Origin of the sequence: Actinoallomurus oryzae (genome assembly GCF_039541955.1) — a bacterium.
GTDB lineage: Bacteria > Actinomycetota > Actinomycetes > Streptosporangiales > Streptosporangiaceae > Actinoallomurus > Actinoallomurus oryzae.
Window position 1 is genome coordinate 182315 of the sequence record NZ_BAABHF010000025.1, and the last position, 15171, is coordinate 197485.

The following is a 15171-nucleotide window of genomic DNA, read 5'->3' on the forward strand; positions in this document are numbered from 1 at the left end:
TCGCTCCACTGTGGCACAGACGGGACGTATCGCCCCGGGGCCGCCTTGTCCGCGTTGTTACCCTGAGCCGCGTGACGGTCAACATCGATCCGCTGGTGTCCCGGATGCGGGGCTTCGGCACCACCGTGTTCGCCGAGATGACCGCCCTGGCGGTCCGTACCGGAGCGGTCAACCTCGGTCAGGGCTTCCCCGACACCGACGGTCCGGCCAAGCTGCTGGAGACCGCCGTCGAGGCGATCCGCGGCGGCGCGAACCAGTACCCGCCCGGACCCGGCGTGCCCGAGCTGAGGGAGGCCGTGTCCGCCCAGCGCTCCGGCCGTTACGGCCTTTCCTACGACCCCGCGGACGAGGTGCTCGTGACCGTCGGCGCGACCGAGGCGATCGCCTCGACGCTCCTGGCGCTCTGCGAGACCGGCGACGAGGTCGTCGTGTTCGAGCCGTACTACGACTCCTACGCCGCGATCATCGCGCTGGCCGGGGCCGTGCGCCGCCCGGTCACGCTGCGCCCCGACGGCGACCGGTTCACCTTCGACCCCGCCGAGCTGCGCGCCACCGTCACCCCGCGCACCCGCCTGATCCTGCTCAACTCCCCGCACAACCCGACCGGCACCGTGTTCTCCCGCGCGGAACTCGAGATCATCGCGGACCTGTGCCGCGAGCACGATCTCGTCGCCGTCACCGATGAGGTGTACGAGTACCTGACCTTCGACGGCGCCGAGCACGTGCCGATCGCCACGCTGCCCGGTATGCGCGAGCGCACGGTGGCGGTCTCCTCGGCCGGCAAGACGTTCTCGGTCACCGGCTGGAAGACCGGCTGGATCACCGCGCCCCCGCGTTTCGTCCGCGCCGTGCAGACCGTCAAGCAGCACCTGACCTTCACCAGCAGCGCCCCGTACCAGCGGGCGGTCGCGTACGGGCTGGGCGCCGAGCTGGAGTGGGTCGAGGCGCAGCGGACCTCGCTGCAGTCCAAGCGCGACCGGCTCACCGCCGGCATCCAGGCGGCCGGGCTGACCCCGCTGCACACCCAGGGCACCTACTTCGTCCAGGCCGACGTGCGCCCGTTCGGCTTCACCGACGGGCTGGAGTTCTGCCGCGTCCTGCACGAGCGGGCCGGCGTCGTCGCCATCCCCACCCAGGTGTTCTACGACTCCGACGCCGGCGACCCGTACGTACGGTTCGCCTTCTGCAAGCGCGACGAGGTCATCGACGACGCCGCCGCGCGCCTCGCCCGCGTGGCCGGCTGAACGTCCACACCTGCCAAAGGAGACGCGCTCGCTGGGCATACTCTGCCCATGAGCACACCGCAGGTCAGAGAATAGGTTCGCCTTCGTGACCACCGCGAACGGCGAGCGCGTCCTCATCGCCCTCGGCGGCAACGCGATGACGGGGCCGGACGGCAGCGCCACTCCGGACGCCCAGCGGCGTGCCGTGAAGGCGGCCGTCGAGCCGGTCGCGGACCTGGTCGCCGGCGGCGCCCAGGTCGTGCTGACCCACGGCAACGGGCCCCAGGTCGGCAACCTGCTGATCAAGAACCAGCTCGCCGCCTCCGTGGTGCCGCCCGTGCCCCTCGACTGGTGCGGTGCGCAGACCCAGGCGACCATCGGTGTCCTCCTGCTGAACGCGCTGGACCGCGCCCTGGCCGCGCGCGGCTCGGCTCGGCCGGTGGCCGTCGTGGCGACCCGGACCCTGGTCGACGCCGCCGACCCGGGCTTTACGGCCCCGGCCAAGCCGGTCGGCCGCTACTTCCCGATCGAGACGGCCGAGCAGGGCCGCGCGCACGGCGAGATCTGGCGGTCGTTCGGCGCCAAGGGCTGGCGGCGGGTCGTCGCCTCCCCGGAGCCGCGGGAGATCATCGACGCGCCCGCCGTGGACGCCCTGCTCGCGGCGGGATTCATCGTCGTGGCGGCCGGGGGCGGCGGCGTACCGGTGGTACGCGCCGACGGCGGTTTCCGCGGGGTCGAGGCGGTCATCGACAAGGACCTCGCCGCGCAGCTGCTCGCCCGCCACGTCTCCGCCACGACCATGGTCATCGCCACGAACGTCGAGTACGCCATGACCGGGTACGGAACCCCGGACGAGCGGCCCATCCGGCGTACGACGCCCGCCCGGCTGCGGGCGTACGCGGCCGAGGGGGAGTTCGCCGGGGGCAGCATGGGCCCGAAGGTCGAGGCGGTGGTGCGCTTCGTCGAGGAGGGCGGTAAGCGGGCGGCGATCACATCGCTGGAGCGCATCGGCGACGCCGCGGACGGCAAGGCCGGAACAGTCATCGAGTTGTGAAGGGTGAGGACATGCCGGACCCGATTGAGGTACGCAAGGTCGCCATCGACAGCGTCACGGACGCGTCGGGGCTGGCCCGGCTGATCGACGACGGTGTGATCGAGGCCGATCGCGTCCTCGCCGTGATCGGCAAGACCGAAGGCAACGGCGGCGTCAACGACTACACGCGCATCCTCGCCGACCGGGCGTTCCGCGAGGTGCTCGTCGCCCGGGGCAGCCGTACGCCGGAGGAGGTCGCCCAGGTGCCGCTCGTGTGGTCCGGCGGTACGGACGGGGTGCTCAGCCCGCACGCGACGATCTTCGCGACCGTGGACCCGTCCTCCGCCCCGGTGACCGACGAGCCCCGCGTCTCGGTCGGCGTCGCCATGAGCGAGGTGATCCTGCCCGAGGACATCGGCCGCCCGGCCATGGTGGAGAAGGTCGCCGGCGGCGTACGCGACGCCATGAAGGCGGCCGGCATCCAGGACGCCGCCGACGTCCACTACGTGCAGACCAAGACGCCCCTGCTCACCCTCGACACGATCAACGACGCCAAGCGGCGCGGCCACGACGTCGTCACCGAGGACACGCTGAAGTCGATGGACATCTCCAACTCCACGACCGCGCTCGGCATCGCGGTCGCCCTCGGGGAGATCGCGATGCCGGAGGCGGAGCGGATCCACCAGGACCTGTCGCTGTACTCCTCGGTCGCCTCCTGCTCCTCCGGGGTCGAGCTCGACCGGGCCCAGATCGTCGTGGTCGGCAACGTCCGCGGCATCGGCGGCCGCTACCGCATCGGCCACAGCGTGATGAAGGACGCCCTGGACGCCGACGGCATCTGGGCGGCGATCCGCTCCTCCGGCATCGACCTGCCCGAACGTCCGCACCACGGCGACCTGGACGGCCGGCTCGTCAACGTGTTCCTCAAGTGCGAGGCGGACCCGGGCGGGTCGGTACGCGGGCGCCGCAACATCATGCTCGACGACTCCGACGTGCACTGGCACCGCCAGATCAAGGCGTGCGTCGGCGGCGTCGCCGCATCCGTGACGGGCGACCCGGCCGTGTTCGTCTCGGTGGCGGCCGTGCACCAGGGCCCCTCGGGCGGCGGCCCGGTCGCGGCGATCGCCGACCTCGGCTGAGCCGGCGACCGGCGCCCGGTCAGCCGCCGGAGGGCGGGGGCGGCCCCGGCCACACGGTCCGAGAACAGGGTTCAGATCGCGACATGCCGGTGATGTCAGCCGCCGCGCCAGGCCGGAGCGCGCGGCCCCGGCCGTTACGCTGGTCTGTCGTGTCCGAAAGAACCATTCCCCAGCCGGATTTCCCCGACGATGACGGCACGGCGTCCGCCGAGCTGGAGGCGGCGCTGCGCGCCTACGCCGGTGGGCACGGCGAGCACGCCGTCCTCGCCGCCCTCCCCGGAGCACGCCTGTTCGTCCCCGTGGTCGCCGTCCTGACCGAAGACGAGACGGTGGACGGTTCGCGCCGTGAGAAGGAGAGCGAGATGGCGCTGCCGACGCTCGTCGGAGACGACGGGCGGCGCGGCGTGCTGGCCTTCACCTCGGCCGAGAGTCTCGCCCGCTGGCAGGCGGACGCGCGTCCCGTCGCGGTGCGCGCCGTGCAGGCCTGCCAGGCCGCCCTCGACGAGGCCGCCGACGCCCTGGTCATCGACGTCGCGGGCCCGGTGCCGTACGCCATCGAGGGCCCGAGGCTGCGCGTCCTCGCCGAGGGCGGCACGATCACCGCCCCCCACGAGGACCCGGACGTCCTGGCCGCCGTCCAGGAGGCCGCGGGCGACCTGCCGGGGATCACCGGCATCCAGGTACGCCCCGGCACGCAGAGCGACCTGGCGATCCGGCTGCGTCTCGCCCAGGACGCCGACGAGCAGGTGGTCCTGCGCGCGGCCGCCGACCGCCTGTCCGAACGCCTGAGCGGCCGTGTCTCCGGCGGCGTCGAACTCGGCGTCGTCTTCTCCTGATCCCGGTTCCGCCGCCCGGCCTCCGGTCTTCCGGCGCGCCGGGCGGCGGGCGCGCGTGCCTGGTCAGGCCTCGTTAGGCTCGGGACATGCCGACGCTGACGATGCAGGACGCCCTGATCCGCCTCACCGAATACTGGGCCGGGCAGGGATGCGCCATCGTCCAGCCGATGAACACCGAGGTCGGCGCCGGCACGCTCAACCCCGCCACCGCGCTGCGGGTCCTCGGGCCCGAGCCGTGGAAGGTCGGCTACGTCGAGCCCAGCGTCCGCCCGGACGACTCGCGGTACGGCGACAACCCCAACCGGCTCCAGACGCACACGCAGTACCAGGTGATCCTCAAGCCCGAGCCCGGCGACGCGCAGGAGCGCTACCTCGGCAGCCTGGAGGCCATCGGCGTCGACCTGCGCGCCCACGACGTGCGGTTCGTCGAGGACAACTGGGCCTCGCCGGCGCTCGGCGCGTGGGGCCTGGGCTGGGAGGTCTGGCTCGACGGCCTGGAGATCACCCAGTTCACCTACTTCCAGCAGTCCGGCGGCATGCCCCTCGACCCGGTCTCGGTCGAGATCACCTACGGCATGGAGCGCATCATCATGGCGCTCCAGGGCGTCGGGCACTTCAAGGACATCGCGTACGCGCCCGGTCTGTCCTACGGCGAGGCGTTCGGGCAGGCCGAGTACGAGATGAGCCGCTACTACCTCGACGAGGCCGACGTCGAGGCGGGCCGCGCGCTCTTCGCCGCGTACGAGGCCGAGGCGCGGCGCATGATCGAGGCGCGCCTGCCGGTGCCCGCGCACACGTACGTCCTGAAGTGCTCGCAGGCCTTCAACGTGCTCGACGCGCGCGGAGCCGTCGGCACCACCGAGCGCGCCAGCGCGTTCGCCCGCATGCGCGCCCTCGCCCACGACGTCGCGCGGCTGTGGGCCGAGCGCCGCGAGGAGCTCGGGCATCCGCTCGGCGACGCCGCGACGCGCCCGGCGCCCGAGCGCCGCGCGGAGGCCTTCCCCGAGATCGGCGAGCCGTCGACGCTGGCGTTCGAGATCGGCTTCGAAGAACTGCCCGCCACCGAGACCGAGCGTGTCGCAGGCGCCGTGCGCGACGCCCTCACCGAACTGCTGGCCGGCACCCGGCTGCGGCACGGTGAGATCCGGGTGATGTCCGCGCCCCGCCGCGTCGTCGCCGTCGTCGACGAGGTCAGGCCGCGCGAGGACGACGCCGAGCGGACCGTCCGCGGCCCGCGCCGGTCGGCGGCCTACGACGCCGACGGTGCGCCGACCAGGGCCGCCATCGGCTTCGCCCGCGGCCAGGGCGCCGACGTCGCCGACCTGCGCGAGATCACCGTGAACGGCGGGGAGTACGTCGGCCTCGTCCGCACGGTCGCGGGCCGGCCGGCCGCGGAGGTGCTCGCCGGCGTCCTGCCCGGCGTCGTCACCGCGCTGCGCGCCGACCGCAACATGCGCTGGAACGCCCCCGGCCTGTCCTACAGCCGCCCGATTCGCTGGATCGCCGCCCTGCTCGGGCCGCACGTCGTGCCGTTCACGGTCTCGACGCTGGAGAGCGGGCGTTCGACCCGGGTGCACCGCACCGCGGACCTGCCGGTCGTGGAGGTGGCGGAGGCGGGCCGCTTCCTGGACACCCTGCGCGCGCACGGCATCGAGCCGGACGCGCGGGTCCGCACGCGGCGCATCACCGAGGCCGCGGCCGAGCTCGCCGCCTCGGCGGGCGGCGCGCCCGACGAGACCGTCCTGCCCGAAGTGGTGAACCTCGTGGAGGAGCCGGTCGCCCTTCTCGGCTCCTTCGACGAGCGCCACCTCGAGCTGCCCGCCGAGGTGCTCACCACGGTCATGCGCAAGCACCAGCGGTACCTGCCGGTGAGCGCCGCCGGCCGTCTCCTGCCGCACTTCGTCGCGGTCGCGAACGGCGCCTGCGACCTCGGCGCCGTCCGCGCGGGCAACGAGGCGGTCCTGCGAGCGCGGTTCGAGGACGCGGCGTTCTTCTTCGAGGCCGACCTGCGCACGCCGCCGGAGGAGATGACGGCCGGCCTGGCCGCGCTGACCTTCGAAGAGCGTCTCGGGTCGATGGCCGACCGCGCCGGCCGCATCCGCTCGATCGCGCTGGCCCTCGCCGACCGCGTCGGCCTGGGCGAGCAGGACCGGGCGACGCTCGAACGCGCGGCGCGCCTCGCCAAGTTCGACCTCGCCTCGCACATGGTGATCGAACTCTCCAGCCTCGCCGGGACGATGGCGGGCGAGTACGCCCGCCGCGCCGGTGAGGCCGAGCCGGTCGCGGAGGCGCTCGTGGAGATGGAGCTGCCCCGCTCATCCGGCGACGCGCTCCCGGTCTCGCTGCCCGGCGCGCTGCTCGCCGTCGCCGACCGGCTCGACCTGCTCGCCGGCCTGTTCGCCGTCGGCGCCGCGCCGACCGGCAGCTCCGACCCGTACGGCCTGCGCCGGGCCGCGCTCGGCCTCACCGCGATCCTTCGGGCGCACGGCCGCCTGGCCGGCATCCGGGTGGACGAGGGCCTGGCGATCGCGGCCGCCTTCCAGCCGGTGGAGGTGGGCCCGGAGGCGGTGCGCGAGGCCGAGCGGCTGACCGCGCGGCGGCTGGAGCAGGCGCTCCTGGAGGCCGGCCGCCCGGTGCACGTGGTGCGCGCCGTGATGCCGCACGCCGCCACGCCCGCGCGTGTCGCGCGTGACGCCGCCGACCTGGAGGGGCTGCTGGAGTCGGAGGGGTTCGCCCGCCTGACCGCCGCGCTCCAGCGGGTGCTGCGGATCGTGCCGCCGGACACGCCCGCGTCCTACGACCCGGCGCTGTTCGAGGACGACGCGGAGCGCGCGCTGGGCACCGCCCTCGCGGGCGTCGCGGACAAGCTGCGCGGCGGCCCGCTGCCGCTGCCGGAGTTCGCCGCGGTGGCCGAGGCGCTGGTCGAGCCCATCGACGACTACTTCGACAAGGTGCTGGTCATGGCCGAGGACGCCACCGTACGCGCGAACCGCCTCGGCCTGCTCGCCGGCATCCGCGACCTGGTCACCGACATCCTCGACTGGCGCGAGATCGCCTGAGCCGTCACCGTCGGTGTCGAAAGCGACATGCTGAGTATTGGCGTATGGGACATCTATGCCCCTCCCAGCACCGCCGAGCAGGCGATCGATCAGATCGAGGCGTGGCTCGCCTCGCCGTCGCTGGTGACGCTCGGTGAGGGGGCCAGCTACTGGGACGCACTACGGCCGATGCTCATGGAGGGCAAGATCGCCGGCCCGCTCGTGCACGACGGAAGGATCGCCGCGCTGTGCGTCGCTCACGGAGTGCGGGAGCTGTGGACCGTCGATCGTGACTTCACCCGGTTCTCCGGCCTGAGCATCCGCAATCCGCTGTAACGCCGCGGCGCGACCGGCGCGAGAACGCCTGACCGGTGCCCATATGCTGGACACCTGCATGGGACGCCGCCCCTACATGAAAGTATTTACCGCATGTTGCGCTGGCTGACCGCGGGGGAGTCGCATGGCCCGGCCCTCGCCGCGATCCTCGAAGGGCTGCCCTCCGGTGTGGCCGTGACCTCGGCCGACATCGCCGAGGCGCTGCGCCGCCGGCGCCTGGGCTACGGGCGCGGCGCCCGCATGAAGTTCGAGCAGGACCAAGTCGAGATCATCGGCGGCATCCGCCACGGCCGCACGCTCGGCGGCCCGATCGCGATCCGCGTGGGCAACACCGAGTGGCCCAAGTGGGAGACGGTGATGTCGGCCGATCCGGTCGACCCCGACGTGCTCGCCGAGCAGGCGCGCAACGCGCCGCTGTCGCGGCCCCGCCCGGGCCACGCCGACCTGGCCGGCATGCAGAAGTACGGATTCGACGACGCCCGGCCGGTCCTGGAGCGCGCCAGCGCCCGCGAGACGGCCGCCCGGGTGGCGATCGGCGAGGTCGCGCGCGCCTTCTGCCGCCAGGTGCTCGGCGTGGAGGTCCTCAGCCACGTGGTCGCGCTCGGCGAGGTGAGCGTCCCCGAGGGCGTGATCCCCGAGTCCGGCGACCTCGAGCGCATCGACGCCGACCCGGTCCGCTGCCTCGACCCCGACACCAGCGCCGCGATCGTGAAGCACATCGAGCAGGTCAAGCGGGACGGCGACACGCTCGGCGGCGTGGTCGAGGTCGTCGTGCACGGCCTGCCGCCGGGCCTGGGCAGCCACGTCCACTGGGACCGGCGCCTCGACTCCCGCCTCGCCGCCGCCCTCATGGGCATCCAGGCGATCAAGGGCGTCGAGGTCGGCGACGGCTTCCGCACCGCCGCCCGGCGTGGCTCGCAGGCGCACGACGAGATCGTGCGCGACGGCGAGATCCGGCGGGTCACCAACCGCGCCGGCGGCGTCGAGGGCGGCATGACGACCGGCGAGACCCTGCGGGTCCGCGCCGCCATGAAGCCCATCTCCACGGTGCCGCGCGCACTGTCCACGATCGACGTGCTGACCGGCGAGCCGGCCAAGGCCATCAACCAGCGCAGCGACGTCACCGCCGTCCCGGCCGCGGGCGTGGTGGCCGAGGCGATGGTGGCCCTGGTCATCGCCGAGGCCGCGGTCGAGAAGTTCGGCGGCGACTCCGTCGAGGAGACCGCCAGGAACCTGCAGGGCTACCTATCCTCACTGGTGATCAATTGACGTCCTCCCCCGGCCTGAGGGCGGGGGGTTCCAACCCGATCCCCTACACGTAGGAGGGAACAGGTTGAGGTTCGCGGTTCATGGCCCCGCCCAATGGCTGGAGGGCTCCCCGCGCTGTCACGGCACGTCCTGCCGCGATGTTCCTGGCCGCGTTCACGTCCGCGTGATCGGTGTGCCCGCAGGCGCGACAGCGAAAAACCGCTTGGCTCTCACGGTTGTCCGCTGCGCGATGCCCACAGGCATGACAGGTTTGGGATGTGTAGGCGGGATGGATCTTCTCGACCCGGTCGGCGGCCTTCTGGCCCAGGCGGGCCGCCAACTGGCCCCATCCGGCCGCGTGAATGGAATGGTTGAGCCCGGCCTTGGCCCGAACGTTCACCCCCGGCGCGGCAATGGTGCCGCGTGCGGAACGAACCATGGCGCCGATCTTCAGATCTTCGAGGCGGATCAGGTCGAAGCGGCGGGCCAGATCGGTGGAGGTCTTTTCGACCCAGTCCTTGCGTCGGTCGGTTTCGCGGGCTTTCAACCAGGCGATCGCGGTCTTGACCTGCATACGCCGGTTCGACCCCCGCGTGGCACGTGCCAGCCGGCGTTGCAGACGTCGCAGGCGCCCGGTCTCGCTGTCACGCAGACCCGGAACCGTCAACAGTTCGCCGGTGGACAGGGCGGCCGAGACGGCCACACCGCGATCCACACCGACGATCGCATCCGTACCCGGACCGTCGATCGCCGGTGGGATCACCGCGAAGCAGACGTGCCAGCGGCCCGCACGGTCCCGTTTGACCCGGAACGACTTGACGGTCTCGGGGATCCGACGGGACCAGCGGAACCGCACCCAGCCCACCTTCGGCACCCACACCGCTCCGACCTTGCGGGACAGCCGCCGTACGTCCCAGTGGGCGCCACGGCGGCCGACGATCCGGAACCCTTCATGGAAGCCCGCCTTACGCCACGTCGGACGCCGATGCGTGCCGGCGAAGAAATTCGCCACGGCCTGGGCGAAATCCCGCAACGCCTGCTGCTGCACCGTCTGAGACCCCGCCGCCGGCCACGCGAACTCCTTCCTGGCCTCGGTCAGCTGGCGGGACTGTTCGGTATACCCCGGCGCGCTCGCCCGCCCCGGCCGCCAATGCAGGTGCTGCTCACACGCGAGATTCCATACAAATCGGGCGTGGGCGCAGTGCTCCAGCAACGCCGCCTCCTGAGCGGGCGTGGGCTGGAGCCGAAATCGCATGCCACGACGCTAACCACCACCACCGACATTCCAAGGAGGGAGCGACGTTTCTTCCCCGGCTGCCTGACGGCCGGGGTTTCCACGTCGCGCAGCCGATGAAACCCAAGGCCGTCGTCATCGGCCCGCCCGGGTCGGGCAAGACCACGGTCGGACAACTCCTCGCCGAGCGGCTCGGCGTCGCCTTCCGCGACACCGACCACGACGTCGAGGCCACGGCCGGCAAGCCGATCGCGGAGATCTTCATCGACGACGGCGAGGAGCGCTTCCGCGCGCTCGAACGCGCGGCCGTCCAGGCCGCGCTCGCCGAGCACGAGGGGGTGCTCGCCCTCGGCGGCGGCTCCATCCTCGACCCCGGCACGCAGGCCGACCTGGCGGAGCTGCCGGTCGTCTACCTGGAGGTCGGGCTGTCGGACGCGGTCAAGCGGGTCGGCCTCGCCTCGGCGCGGCCACTGCTCGTGCTCAACCCGCGCAGCCAGTTCCGCAAGCTGATGGAAGAGCGCCGGCCGATCTACGAGGGTCTCGCCACGGTCCGGGTCGCCACGGACGAACGCGAGCCCGCCGACATCGTCGACGAGATCGTCAAGGGACTCGAGTGAGCAGAATCGCGGTCGGCGGCGACACGCCGTACGACGTCGTGATCGGCACGGGGGTGCTCGGCGAGCTGCCCTCGCTGCTCGGCGAGGCCGGGATCGTCGCCGTCGTGCACGCCGAGGGGCTGCCGGAGATCGCGCGGCCGGTCTGCCACGCGCTCGCCGACGCCGGGTACGACGCGCGTCTCCTGCCGGTGCCGGACGGCGAGGCGGGCAAGGACGTCAGCGTGCTGGCCGGGCTGTGGTCAGCGTTCGCCGGCCTGGGCATGACCCGATCGGACGCGATCGTCGGCGTCGGCGGAGGGGCCACGACGGACCTCGCCGGGTTCGCCGCCGCGACCTGGCTGCGCGGCGTACGCGCCGTGCTGGTGCCGACCACGCTCCTCGGCATGGTCGACGCGGCCGTCGGCGGCAAGACCGCGATCGACATCCCCGAGGGCAAGAACCTCGTCGGGGCCTTCCACCCGCCCGCCGGGGTCCTGTGCGACCTGGCCACGCTCGTGACCATGCCGCGCGAGGACTACGTCGCCGGCCTCGCCGAGGTGATCAAGGCCGGGTTCATCGCCGATCCGCGCATCCTGGAGCTCGTCGAGGAGGACCCGGAGGCGGCGGGCCGCCCCGACGGGCCGCACACCCTCGAGCTCATCGAGCGCGCCATCGCGATCAAGGCGCGCGTCGTGTCGGAGGACCTGCGGGAGAGCGGCCTGCGGGAGATCCTCAACTACGGTCACACGCTCGGCCACGCGATCGAGAAGGTCGAGGCGTACCGCTTCCGGCACGGCGACGCCGTCGCGATCGGCATGGTGTACGCCGCCGAGCTGGCCTGCCTGGCCGGGCGGCTGGGCGCCGACGTCGTCAAGCGCCACCGGGAGATCCTCACCGCGGTGGGCCTGCCGACGTCGTACGCCGCCGAGGCCTGGCCGGAGCTGCGTGAGGCGATGCGCGTCGACAAGAAGGCGCGGGGCGCCCGCCTGCGGTTCGTGGTCCTGGACGGCCTCGCCGCGCCGGGCCGTCTGGAGGACCCGGACGAGGACCTGCTGAGATCCGCCTACGAACGGGTGGCACGATGACCGAGCACCCGGCCAACCCGATGACCGAGCACCCGGCCAACCCGATGAGCCGGAGTGAGCCCGACGTAGCGAGTGGAGTGGCCGGGCGAGGGACGAGTCCGGCCGCGGAGCGAGTGAGGAGGGCGAACGGCCAGTGAGCACGAGTGAGCCCGACGTAGCGAGTGGAGTGGCCGGGCGAGGGACGAGTCCGGCCGCGGAGCGAGTGAGGAGGGCGAACGGCCAGTGAGCGAAGTGCTGGTCCTGAACGGACCCAACCTCGGCCGGCTGGGCAGCCGCGAGCCCGACGTGTACGGGGCCACGACCTTCGACGACCTGGCCGCCCTGTGCCGTGACACGGCCCGCAGGCTGGGCCTGCACGCCGAGGTGCGCCAGACCGACGACGAGGCGGAGCTGATCACCTGGCTCCACGAGGCCGCCGACGGGCGCATCCCGGTGGTGCTGAACCCCGCGGCCTTCACGCACTACTCCTACGCCGTACGCGACGCCATCGCCCAGCGCACGGCGCCGCTCATCGAGGTCCACATCTCCAACCCGGCGGCCCGCGAGGAGTTCCGTCACACCTCGGTCGTCGCGGCCGTGGCCTCGGGCACCATCGCGGGCTTCGGCACCTTCTCCTACGTCCTCGCCCTCCAGGCGGTCGCCGAACTCCTCGCCGAGTCGGCGCCTGAGGTGGTGTCATAGCGGCCGGCCATGGCGTCCTAGGGAACACGGGGCTACCTGCGGCGGCGCTCGCCCGGCATGATCGTCCTCGACGGCGTGGAGCGCGGAGGCGATGCGATGCGGATCACGGTGGCGGGCAGCGGGGACGCGTTCGGGTCGGGGGAGCGGTTCCAGACGTGCATCGCGCTCGGTGATCCCGGGGTCGGCGCCCACACGCTGGTCGACTGCGGGGCCACCAGTCTCGTGGCCCTGCGCCGTCAGGGGCTGGACCCGAACGCGATCGAGACGGTCCTGGTCAGTCACCTGCACGGGGACCACTTCGGTGGCCTGCCGTTCCTCATCCTGGACGGGCAGTTCCGCCGCCGGACCACCGATCTGACCGTCGTCGGACCGCCCGGGACACGGGAACGCCTCGAGCAGGCGATGGAGACGCTGTTCCCGGGGTCGAGCGGCGTCCGGCGCAGGTTCGCGGTGCACGTCCGCGAGCACGCCGACCGGCGTCCCTTCTCCACCGAAAGGTTCACCGCGACGCCTTTCGAGGTGCGGCATGCGTCCGGCGCTCCGGCTTACGCCCTGCGAGTCGAGGACGCCGGGCAGGGCGGCACGGTCGCCTACTCCGGGGACACCGAGTGGACCGACGCGCTCATCGACGCCTCCGCGGGCGCGGACGTCTTCTTCTGCGAGGGATACAGCCCGGCGCCCGTACGCTGGCACCTCGATCTGGACGCTCTGGCCGCGAACCGGCACCGGCTCGGCTGCCGCCGCCTGCTGCTGACCCACATGTCGCCCTCCGCGCTGGCCGCGGACCTGAGTGACTGGGAGACCGCGGACGACGGCCTGACGCTGGTCACTTCCGGCGGGTAAGCCTCACCAGCGGTCGAGGTGGAGGACCTCATCCAGCGGCCGGCGGGGGGCGGGGCGGAACGTCTCTCCGGTGTAGTAGGCCGTCGGGATCAGCGAGCCCTGGCGGATGTCCTCCGGCAGCCCGAGCAGCCCGGCGACCTCCCGCTCGTACGCCAGGTGCAGCGCCGTCCAGGCGGTCCCGAGTCCCCGGGCGCGGGCGGCCAGCATGTAGCTCCACGTCGCCGGGTGCAGCGAGGCCCACAGCCCGGCCTGGCCGCCGCTCGGCACGGACGTCACGCGCAGGCACGGGATGACCAGCACCGGCACCTCCGCGATGTGCTCGGCGAGGTACGCGACGCCCTCGCCGATGCGCCGCTGGACCGGTGCGCGCTCCGGGTCGTCGGCGAACAGTCTGGGCGCCGCGTGGTCCGATGCCAGGTACTCCCGCGCCGCCCGCGTGAACACCCGGCCGATGGCCGTGCGCTGGACCGGGTCGGTGACGACGATCCAGTGCCAGGCCTGCTTGTTGCCGCCGCTGGGCGCCTGCAGCGCGATCTCCAGGCATTCGCGGATCAGCTCGGGCGGGACCGGCCGGGTCAGGTCGAGCCGCCTGCGTACGGTGCGGGTGGTGGTGAGCAACTCGTCGGGGGTCATGCGCGCATGATCTCAGGAGCCCGCGTGGGGTCCACCACCTTGACTGCGGCGGTCATCGTGGAGAAGGCTCCCTATTACGCTATTACTGAACGTGATTCGGTTTCCGGGTGGAACGGCAGAGAGGTGCCACGGCATGCGTATCGGGATGTCCCTCAACTACGCGGGGGGCTTCAGGGAGACCGTCGATGAGCTCGCCGACTACGAGAAGGCCGGGCTCGACATCGTGTTCGTGCCGGAGGCGTACAGCTACGACGCCGTGAGCCAGCTCGGCTTCATCGCCGCGCGTACGGAGCGCCTGCAGATCGCCTCGGGCATCCTCCAGATCTACTCGCGCACCCCGACCCTGACCGCGATGACCGCCGCGGGGCTGGACTACGTCTCCGAGGGCCGGTTCGTGCTCGGCATCGGCGCGTCGGGCCCGCAGGTCATCGAGGGCTGGCACGGCGTGCCGTACCACGCGCCCGTCGGCCGTACCCGGGAGATCATCGAGATCTGCCGCGCGGTGTGGCGCCGCGAGCGCCTGTCCTACGACGGCAAGTACTACAAGCTGCCGCTCCCCGCCGATGAGGGCACGGGCCTCGGCAAGCCGCTCAAGCTGATCAACCACCCCGTGCGCGAGCGCATCCCGATCATCGTCGCGTCGCTCGGTCCCAAGAACGTCGAGATGACCGCCGAGCTGGCCGAGGGCTGGGAGCCGATCTTCTACGTGCCGGAGAAGGCGGACAGCGTGTGGGGCGAGGCCCTGGCCAAGGGCAAGGCCAAGCGCGACCCCGCGCTCGGTGAGCTGGACGTCGTCGCGCAGGCTCCCCTGGCGATCGGCGACGACGTCGAGGGCTACCTCGACTTCGCGCGCCCCATGTTCGCCCTCTACGTCGGCGGCATGGGCGCCAGGGGCCGTAACTTCTACAACGACCTCGCCCGGCGCTACGGCTACGAGCGGGAGGCCAAGGAGATCCAGGACCTCTACCTCGACGGCAAGAAGCAGGAGGCCGCCGAGAAGGTCCCGTACGAGCTGCTGCAGAAGACCTCACTGATCGGCACCGAGGGCTTCGTGCGCGACCGGCTCGCGGCGCTGAAGGAGTCGGGTGTCACGACGCTCAACGTCACGCCGATCGCGAGCGACCACGCGAGCCGCGTCAAGCTGATCGAGAAGGTGCGCGAGCTGGCGGCCTCCGTCTGAGCGGCCCGGGACGCCGCTCGCGACGGGCGGGGGCTCCGGGCAGCCTCTGAGGCGCCGGCGGCGGAG

The 15171-nt window shown here is 72.6% G+C and carries 14 protein-coding genes; 12 read left to right on the top strand and 2 right to left on the bottom strand.

The features are described 5' to 3' along the window. Positions 1-71: 71 nt before the first annotated feature. From ABEA10_RS24495 to aroC, 7 genes are all read left to right on the top strand, one after another. Positions 72-1244, top strand: a complete 1173-nt coding sequence (locus ABEA10_RS24495) for a pyridoxal phosphate-dependent aminotransferase (protein WP_425550951.1) — start codon at positions 72-74, stop codon at positions 1242-1244. Between the two features lie 85 nt (positions 1245-1329). Then, positions 1330-2277 (top strand): carbamate kinase, encoded by a 948-nt coding sequence (locus ABEA10_RS24500; RefSeq protein ID WP_345467786.1) that lies wholly within the window; start codon positions 1330-1332, stop codon positions 2275-2277. Between the two features lie 11 nt (positions 2278-2288). After that, positions 2289-3395, top strand: a complete 1107-nt coding sequence (bar, locus tag ABEA10_RS24505; protein ID WP_329258226.1) for a barbiturase — start codon at positions 2289-2291, stop codon at positions 3393-3395. 149 nt (positions 3396-3544) lie between these two features. Next, positions 3545-4231 carry an SseB family protein gene (locus ABEA10_RS24510; RefSeq protein ID WP_345467790.1) on the top strand — a complete coding sequence of 229 codons (687 nt, stop codon included), beginning with the start codon at positions 3545-3547 and terminating at the stop codon, positions 4229-4231. A gap of 86 nt (positions 4232-4317) precedes the next feature. Continuing rightward, positions 4318-7290 carry a glycine--tRNA ligase gene (locus ABEA10_RS24515; RefSeq protein WP_345467792.1) on the top strand — a complete coding sequence of 991 codons (2973 nt, stop codon included), beginning with the start codon at positions 4318-4320 and terminating at the stop codon, positions 7288-7290. Positions 7291-7317: 27 nt separating this feature from the next. Beyond that, entirely contained in the window at positions 7318-7605 is a 288-nt protein-coding gene (locus tag ABEA10_RS24520) for a PIN domain-containing protein (protein WP_345467794.1), read from the top strand. 93 nt (positions 7606-7698) lie between these two features. Next, positions 7699-8874 carry a chorismate synthase gene (gene aroC / locus ABEA10_RS24525; RefSeq protein WP_345467797.1) on the top strand — a complete coding sequence of 392 codons (1176 nt, stop codon included), beginning with the start codon at positions 7699-7701 and terminating at the stop codon, positions 8872-8874. Positions 8875-8917: 43 nt separating this feature from the next. Here the strand turns inward: aroC and ABEA10_RS24530 are convergent, their stop codons facing one another. Beyond that, positions 8918-10108: an RNA-guided endonuclease InsQ/TnpB family protein gene (locus ABEA10_RS24530; protein WP_345467799.1), complete on the bottom strand. Its 1191-nt coding sequence runs from the start codon at positions 10106-10108 to the stop codon at positions 8918-8920. A 95-nt stretch (positions 10109-10203) separates the two neighbouring features. On the opposite strand from ABEA10_RS24530, the gene ABEA10_RS24535 reads away from it, so the two are divergent. The 4 genes from ABEA10_RS24535 to ABEA10_RS24550 all read left to right on the top strand — a co-directional run bounded on the left by ABEA10_RS24535 (position 10204) and on the right by ABEA10_RS24550 (position 13292). After that, complete coding sequence (locus ABEA10_RS24535) at positions 10204-10704, top strand: shikimate kinase (RefSeq protein ID WP_345467802.1); 501 nt, start codon at positions 10204-10206, stop codon at positions 10702-10704. Then, entirely contained in the window at positions 10701-11768 is a 1068-nt protein-coding gene (gene aroB / locus ABEA10_RS24540; protein ID WP_345467804.1) for a 3-dehydroquinate synthase, read from the top strand. The genes ABEA10_RS24535 and aroB overlap by 4 nt, the downstream gene beginning before the upstream one ends. Before the next feature lie 222 nt (positions 11769-11990). Next, positions 11991-12449 (top strand): type II 3-dehydroquinate dehydratase, encoded by a 459-nt coding sequence (gene aroQ / locus ABEA10_RS24545; RefSeq protein WP_329258244.1) that lies wholly within the window; start codon positions 11991-11993, stop codon positions 12447-12449. Between the two features lie 57 nt (positions 12450-12506). Further along, complete coding sequence (locus ABEA10_RS24550) at positions 12507-13292, top strand: MBL fold metallo-hydrolase (RefSeq protein WP_345467807.1); 786 nt, start codon at positions 12507-12509, stop codon at positions 13290-13292. A gap of 3 nt (positions 13293-13295) precedes the next feature. Here ABEA10_RS24550 and ABEA10_RS24555 read toward each other — a convergent pair whose 3' ends face one another. Further along, the gene (locus ABEA10_RS24555; protein ID WP_345467808.1) at positions 13296-13925 is read right to left on the bottom strand and encodes a nitroreductase family protein; all 630 of its coding nucleotides are present in this window, start codon (positions 13923-13925) and stop codon (positions 13296-13298) included. A 133-nt stretch (positions 13926-14058) separates the two neighbouring features. Here ABEA10_RS24555 and ABEA10_RS24560 point away from each other — a divergent pair, with 133 nt between their 5' ends. Next, on the top strand, positions 14059-15105 hold the full coding sequence (locus ABEA10_RS24560) for an LLM class F420-dependent oxidoreductase (RefSeq protein ID WP_345467810.1): 1047 nt from the start codon (positions 14059-14061) through the stop codon (positions 15103-15105). Positions 15106-15171: the final 66 nt, after the last annotated feature.

Bases quoted from the DNA above. Each gene is read 5' to 3' on its own strand.
- bar (WP_329258226.1), top strand. From the start codon at position 2,289: ATGCCGGACCCGATTGAGGTACGCAAGGTCGCCATCGACAGCGTCACG.
- ABEA10_RS24515 (WP_345467792.1), top strand. From the start codon at position 4,318: ATGCCGACGCTGACGATGCAGGACGCCCTGATCCGCCTCACCGAATAC.
- ABEA10_RS24520 (WP_345467794.1), top strand. From the start codon at position 7,318: ATGCTGAGTATTGGCGTATGGGACATCTATGCCCCTCCCAGCACCGCC.
- aroC (WP_345467797.1), top strand. From the start codon at position 7,699: ATGTTGCGCTGGCTGACCGCGGGGGAGTCGCATGGCCCGGCCCTCGCC.
- ABEA10_RS24530 (WP_345467799.1), bottom strand. From the start codon at position 10,108: ATGCGATTTCGGCTCCAGCCCACGCCCGCTCAGGAGGCGGCGTTGCTG.
- ABEA10_RS24535 (WP_345467802.1), top strand. From the start codon at position 10,204: ATGAAACCCAAGGCCGTCGTCATCGGCCCGCCCGGGTCGGGCAAGACC.
- ABEA10_RS24550 (WP_345467807.1), top strand. From the start codon at position 12,507: ATGATCGTCCTCGACGGCGTGGAGCGCGGAGGCGATGCGATGCGGATC.
- ABEA10_RS24555 (WP_345467808.1), bottom strand. From the start codon at position 13,925: ATGACCCCCGACGAGTTGCTCACCACCACCCGCACCGTACGCAGGCGG.
- ABEA10_RS24560 (WP_345467810.1), top strand. From the start codon at position 14,059: ATGCGTATCGGGATGTCCCTCAACTACGCGGGGGGCTTCAGGGAGACC.